Genomic DNA, 6,225 nt, shown 5'->3' on the forward strand with positions numbered 1-6,225 from the left:
GCCCACAGCGCGAACAAGGGGTAGCCGAGCACGCCGAAGCAAGCAATTGGATCTGCACGAACTGTTCGAAAGGGGTCAGTTGCAGGCCGTACCAGTAGGCCTCCAGGCCCAGCAGCGAGACCAGGCAGACCCAGGGCAGCCACAGGTAGACGCGGTAGGGGGGCGTACGAGATCACGGGCGCGAGCCGACAGCGTCGATACGTGATGAGTGGATCATGCCGCTCCCTCCCTCGGAACACCGCCGCGCGGTGTGGGCGGCGGCGTATGCTAGTACAAGCGCAGGGCACGGCAACACAAAAGCGGGTGCCCCTCGCTGGCAAGCCAGCTCCCACAGGTTGAGCTGCGCCCTGATGATCACACGGTACCTGTGGGAGCTGGCTTGCCGGCGAAGGGGCCAGCAACACCGTGATGACTAGCGCTCGCGCAACGCCTCGGTGCGCGCCTTGAGCACCGGCTTGAGCAGGTAATCGAGCACGCTCTTGTGCCCGGTGATGATGTCCACCGTCGCCGTCATGCCCGGAATGATCAGCAGCGGCTTGTTGTCGCCACCCAGGTGATTTTTGTCGGTGCGCACCTGGATCAGGTAGAACGCATTGCCCTTGTCGTCGGTCACGGTATCGGCACCGATCAGTTCCAGCTTGGCCTTCAGCCCGCCATAGATCGTGTAGTCATATGCGCTGAACTTGACCATCGCGGCCTGCCCGGGGTGCAGGAACGCGACGTCCTGCGGGCGCACCTTGGCCTCGATCAGCAGGTTGTCTTCCAGCGGCACGATCTCCAGCAGGTCGCTGCCTGGCTGCACCACGCCGCCAATGGTGTTGACCTTGAGCAGCTTGATGATGCCGTGCACCGGCGAGACCACCGTGGTGCGCGTCACGCGGTCGTCGATGGCGATGCTGGTGGCGGTGATCTTGGACAGCTCGGTGCGCTTGTCATTGAGCTCCTTGGCCGCCTCCGAGCGAAAACCGGCCTCGGACTCTTCGATCTTGCTGCGAATTTCCGCCACCGCCGCCTCGGCCCGCGGTATGGCCAGGCTGGTCGCGTTCAGCGAGCCGCGCGCCTCTACCGCGCTGCGCTTGAGGCGCAGGATCTCCACCGGCGAGATGGCCCCGGTACCCACCAACGGCGTCGACATGTTGAGTTCCTGCTGCAGCAGCGCCAGGCCCGAGCGGTATTGTTCAAGCTTGGAGCGAAACTCGGCCAGCTCCTGGGTCTTCTGGCGCAGTTGTTCGTTGAGGGTCTGCTTCTCGCTGTTGAGCCGACGCTGGCGTGACTGGAACAGCGACAGCTCGTCCTCGGCCACCTGCGGCGCCTTGCTGCGCACTTCTTCGGACAGCTGGAACGGCCGCCCCTCGGCCTCGGCCGACAGGCGCTCGACCTGCGCGGTGAGCGCATAGCGGTCGGCCTCGCTCTCGCCCTTGTTGGACAGAAACCGCGTGTCATCCAGGCGCAGCAGGGTGTCGCCCTTGTTCACCATTTGCCCTTCGCGCACGAAGATCTCGGTGACGATGCCGCCCTCCAGGTTCTGGATCACCTGCACCTTGCTCGAAGGGATCGCCTTGCCCTCGCCCATGGTCACTTCGTCGAGTACCGCGAACTTGGCCCAGATCAACGCAATCAGCAGCAACGCGGCGGTCAGCCACACCGTAATGCGTGACAGGCGCGGCGAATCCTGCAGCGTGGCACCGGCCAGGTCCGGCATGTAGTCGCGCTCGGCGGTCTTGCCGAAGCTGCGGATGTAGTCGCCCAGACCAGACAGTGCGGACATGCTCATACCCCCTAGAGTGCCGAGCCGACACGGCCCTTGCGCAGCGCATCGATGACCGCGTCCTTGGGCCCGTCGGCCACGACCTTGCCGTTGTCCAGCACCAGCAGGCGGTCGACCAGGCTGAGCATCGAGGTGCGGTGCGTGACCAGCAGCAGGGTCTTGCCCTGCACCCAGCCGTGCAGGCGCTGGCGCAGTTGGTCTTCACTGCTGTTGTCCATGTGGCTGGTGGGCTCGTCCAGCAGCACGATGGGCGGTTCGAGCAACATCGCACGGGCCAGCAGCACGGTCTGGCGCTGGCCGCCGGACAGCAGCATGCCGCGCTCGCCCACCGGGCGATCGAAGCCTTGCGGGTGCTGGCGCGCCAGTTCGCTCACGCCGGTCAGTTCGGCCACTTCAAGCATGCGCGCGTCACTCACGTAGCGCGCGCCCCAGGGTCAGGTTGTCACGCAGGCTGCCAGCCAGCAGGGGCAGGTCGTGGGCCACATAGCCAACCTGCTGGCGCAGGTCGGCGATGTCCAGCTGGCGCAGGTCGAGGTTGTCCAGCAGGATCTGCCCTTGCTCGGGCTCGTAGAAGCCCATCATCAGGCGCGCCAGGGTGCTCTTGCCCGAGCCACTGCGGCCGATGATGCCGATGCGCTCGCCAGGGGTGACCTTGAAGCTCACAGTGCTCAGCGCCGGGGCGTTCTGCCCGGCGTAGCGAAAGGTCACCTGGCTGACCTCCAGCGCCCCCTGCAGTTGGGTACGTTCCAGCGGCTGCTGGCCGGCCGGGCGCTCCTGCGGCAGGGCCATCAGTGCATCGGTGCTGTGCATGGTCAGTTGCGCCTGCTGGTAGCGCGTGATCAGCCCGGCGATCTGCCCCAGCGGCGCCAGCACGCGGCTGCCGAGCATGTAGCTGGCGACCAGTGCGCCAACGCTGAGGTTGCCGGCGATGATGCTGTAGACCCCGGCGACGATGGTGGCCATGCCGCACAGTTGCTGGATGAACAGGGTGCCGTTGGTGGCCAGTGCCGACAGATTGCGCGCATGCACATCCAGGCGGGTGAGGGCGCCGTGGGTGCTTTCCCACTGATACTGGCGCTCGCTTTCGGCACTGCAGGCCTTGAGGGTTTCGAGCCCGCCAAGGGTTTCGATCAGCAGCGCCTGGCGGATGGCGCCCAGGCTCAGGCTCTTTTGCACGGTGTCGCGCAGGCGTACCTGGATGAACAGGGCAAACGCGATGGTGACCGGGAAGGCCACCAGCGGGATCACCACCAGCCAGCCGCCGAGCAGGCCGATTACCAGCAGCATCAGCACCACGAAGGGCAGATCGATGACGCTGGTCAGGGTGACCGCGGTGAGAAACTCGCGCAGCCCCTGAAAGTCGTGAATGCTCTGGGCGAAGCCGCCAATGGTGGCCGGCCGGGCCTTCATCGACATGCCGGTGATACGTTCGAACAGGGTGGCCGAGAGAATCAGGTCGGTCTTCTTGCCGGCCTGGTCCAGCAGGTGTGCACGCACCACGCGCAGCACCAGTTCGAACAGCGTGCCGAGCATCAGGCCGATGACCAGCACCCACAGTGTCGAGGTGGCCTGGTTGGGCACGACGCGATCGTAGGTCTGCATCACGAACAGCGGCACCATCAGGCCCAGCAGGTTGATCAGCAGGCTCGCCAGCAGGGCATCGCTGTACAGCCAGCGAGACTGTTTGAGGGTGTCGCGAAACCATGCATTGACCCGTGGCAGCAGCGGTGAGCGCAGGTCTTCGACTTCGTGGCGTGGCCGCGCGAACAGGGCCTGGCCACTGTAGGCATCGAGCAGCTCCTGGCGGCTGACCCATTGCTCGCCACCCTCGGCCTCACTGGGCAGGATCAGCGCCTGGTCGCCGTCGCCCCAACGCCGCAGCACGGCGCTGCGGCCGTCCTTGAGCAACAGCAGCACCGGCAGGTTCAGGGCCGAGATCGCCCCCAGCTCACGGCGTAGTATGCGCGCCTGCAGGCCGGCCCGCGCGGCGGCCCGTGGCAACAGTTCGAGGGTCAGGCGCTGCTCGGCCAGGGGCAGGCCGGCGCACAGGCTGGTGCGGCTGACCGCGGCACCGTGCAGCTTGCACAGGATCAGCAGCCCATCGAGTAACGGATCATCGAAGCTCTGGCGTGGGTCTGCCGAACTCGCCGGTTGCATGCTGGTCATGGGCTACTCCTGAAACGACGTAGCGGCTCAGCGCATTTCGGGCAAGGTGGCGTCGCTTCTGATGTCGCTGCGCGCGATGGCTTCCGGCGGCAAGGAGATCTTCTGCTTGCTCAGCAGTTCGCCCATGTTGGCCAGTACGCGGTACATCGAGAACTCCTCGGTGTAGCGCACTTCGGTGTAGCGGCGGTTGGCGTTGTACAGTTCGTTTTCGCTGTCGAGCACGTCCAGCAGGGTACGCTGACCGAGGCCGAACTGGTCCTGGTAGGCCGCCCGCACGCGGGTGGTGGTGTCGGCGTATTCACGTGCAGTGGGGGTCTGCAGGCGTGCGTTGGTCATGGCGTTCCAGGACAGCGCGAGGTTTTCGTTGAGGGTGCGCAGGGCGTTGTTGCGGATGTCCATGGCCTGGTTGATCTTGTGCGCATCCGACTGCAGGCGGGCCTTGTCGCTGCCGCCCCTGAACAGGTTGTAGCTCATCACCACGCCAGCCCGCCAATCGCTGTTGGCATGCCCGGGTTCGCCGGCGATGTTGTTGTTGGCGCCGGTGGCCAGTTCGGCATCCAGGCGTGGATAAAATGGCGATTTGGCCACTTCGTACTGCTGCTCGGCGGCCTGGATGTCGGCCTGGGCCGACTTCAGGTAGGGGTTGTTCTGCAGCATGCCCTGGCGTGCACTGGTGAGATCGGTGGGCATCTCGCCCTTGATCGATACCGGTGTTTCCAGCTCGTCCGGCGCCCGCCCGACCACGCTGATGAAGTTGGCCTCGGCATCGGCCAGGTCGACCTGGGCGGTGTATAGGTTGTTGTCGGCCAGTGCCCGGCGCGCGGTGGACTGGTCGAGGTCGGCATTGCTGCCCACGCCACGCTCGCTGCGCAGGCCGATCTGGTCGTTGACCCGCAGGTGGGCCTGCAGGTTGTTCTTGGCCAGGCTTACCAGCTCGCGACGCTTGAGCACTTCGAGGTACACCTCGATGGCGCGCAGGGCGATGGTTTCGGACGTGGCCTGCACGTAGTAGGCCCGCGAGTTGACCACCGCTTCTGTGCGCGCGACCTCATTGGGGGTATTGAAACCGTCGAACAGCATTTGCCGCAGGCGCAGCTCGGACTGCGTGTAGTTCAGGGTTTCCTTGTTGTGGTTGCGGCTGCCGTCGGCATTGAAGCCGCGGGTATTGGTGTTGTCGGAACGTTCGCGGCCATAGCCTGCGACCAGGTCGACGGTGGGGAAGTAGCCCCCGCGCGCGGCCTTGACGTCCTCGTCGGCAGACAACCGGTTGTTGATGCCAGCCTTGTTCTCCGGGTGGTAGTCCACCGCGCTTTGCACGGCCTGGGACAAGGACATCGCCTGCGCGTTGGCGCAAACCATGGCGAACAGAATCGCGCTGCTCAGAGGGGTCAAAACGCGCATGGGTACTTCTCCCTGATCTCTTATGGTCCTGCTGTCGCCAAAAAAATGACGAAAAATTGAGGTCAAACCGTTTCAGGCTTGTAACAACAGAGCTAAGAACATTTATCAGGCGAGCTAAGAAGTATTTCTCATAACCGCTATGCGAAAAAAAACTTATGCGGTGCCGTAAAACCAAGACATTGTTCTACTCAGATAGCCCGCCAACAAAGCGCTAGGGTGCTTTTGCGGGTATCGACGAAAGTTCCAGTTTTTTTGCAGCACAGGGCATGGATGTAGCGGAGGGGAGGCATGCACAGCGATTCTGGCGACATTTTTTTGGCGTTTAGCCAGGTGCCAGATCGTAGCGGACTTCACCGGAGCGTTGTGAGGCTGAATGCGTTGATTTTGTTTGAAGTCAGCGCAATCGGTCTGAAAGTTGTACTCCGATTCGGCCCGGCAATCACACGTCGGGCCGCGCGATACCCCTGGCACTTTTTCTGCGAAAAAACCCTTCGGCAGTGGAGGAGTGCACATGGCTAATTCAATCGGTGTGGTCAGCAAGGTCATCGGGCAGGTTATCGCGGTAGCAGCCGACGGCACCCGCCGGGTGCTGATGGAGGGCGACCGGGTGTTCGCCGGCGAACAACTGGAAACCGGCGCGGCCGGTGCGGTGGCGGTGCACCTGCACAACGGTGCCGAGCTGACCCTGGGACGCGACAGCAGCTTGTCGTTGTCCCCCGAGTTGTTGGCCAACCAGGCCCCGCACGTGAGCAGCACAGACCCGGTCACGCCTAGCGAGGCGCAGTTGACCGAGGTGCAGAAGCTCCAGCAAGCCATTGCGGCCGGTGCGACCCGAGCCAGGATGCCGAGGCCACCGCGGCCGGGCCCGGCAACGCGGGCACGCCCGGCGC

General features: G+C 64.4%; 2 protein-coding genes and 2 pseudogenes. 1 reads left to right on the forward strand and 3 read right to left on the reverse strand.

Annotated features, from left to right (window positions below; genetic code table 11):
* Nucleotides 1-412: 412 nt before the first annotated feature.
* The 3 genes and pseudogenes from G3436_RS24420 to G3436_RS24430 form a co-directional block, all read right to left on the reverse strand.
* Entirely contained in the window at nt 413-1,768 is a 1,356-nt protein-coding gene (locus G3436_RS24420; RefSeq protein WP_163950450.1) for an HlyD family type I secretion periplasmic adaptor subunit, read from the reverse strand.
* 11 nt (nt 1,769-1,779) lie between these two features.
* Nucleotides 1,780-3,934, reverse strand: a pseudogene (locus tag G3436_RS24425) (type I secretion system permease/ATPase).
* Nucleotides 3,935-3,961: 27 nt separating this feature from the next.
* Nucleotides 3,962-5,335 (reverse strand): TolC family outer membrane protein, encoded by a 1,374-nt coding sequence (locus G3436_RS24430; protein WP_163950452.1) that lies wholly within the window; start codon nt 5,333-5,335, stop codon nt 3,962-3,964.
* 511 nt (nt 5,336-5,846) lie between these two features.
* Here G3436_RS24430 and G3436_RS24435 point away from each other — a divergent pair.
* Nucleotides 5,847-6,225, forward strand: a pseudogene (locus G3436_RS24435) (retention module-containing protein); the annotation flags it as partial.

The sequence above is a fragment of the Pseudomonas brassicae genome (assembly GCF_010671725.1).
Lineage (GTDB): Bacteria > Pseudomonadota > Gammaproteobacteria > Pseudomonadales > Pseudomonadaceae > Aquipseudomonas > Aquipseudomonas brassicae.

Coding starts and splice junctions, on each gene's coding strand:
- G3436_RS24420 (WP_163950450.1), bottom strand. CDS start 1,768: ATGTCCGCACTGTCTGGTCTGGGCGACTACATCCGCAGCTTCGGCAAG.
- G3436_RS24430 (WP_163950452.1), bottom strand. CDS start 5,335: ATGCGCGTTTTGACCCCTCTGAGCAGCGCGATTCTGTTCGCCATGGTT.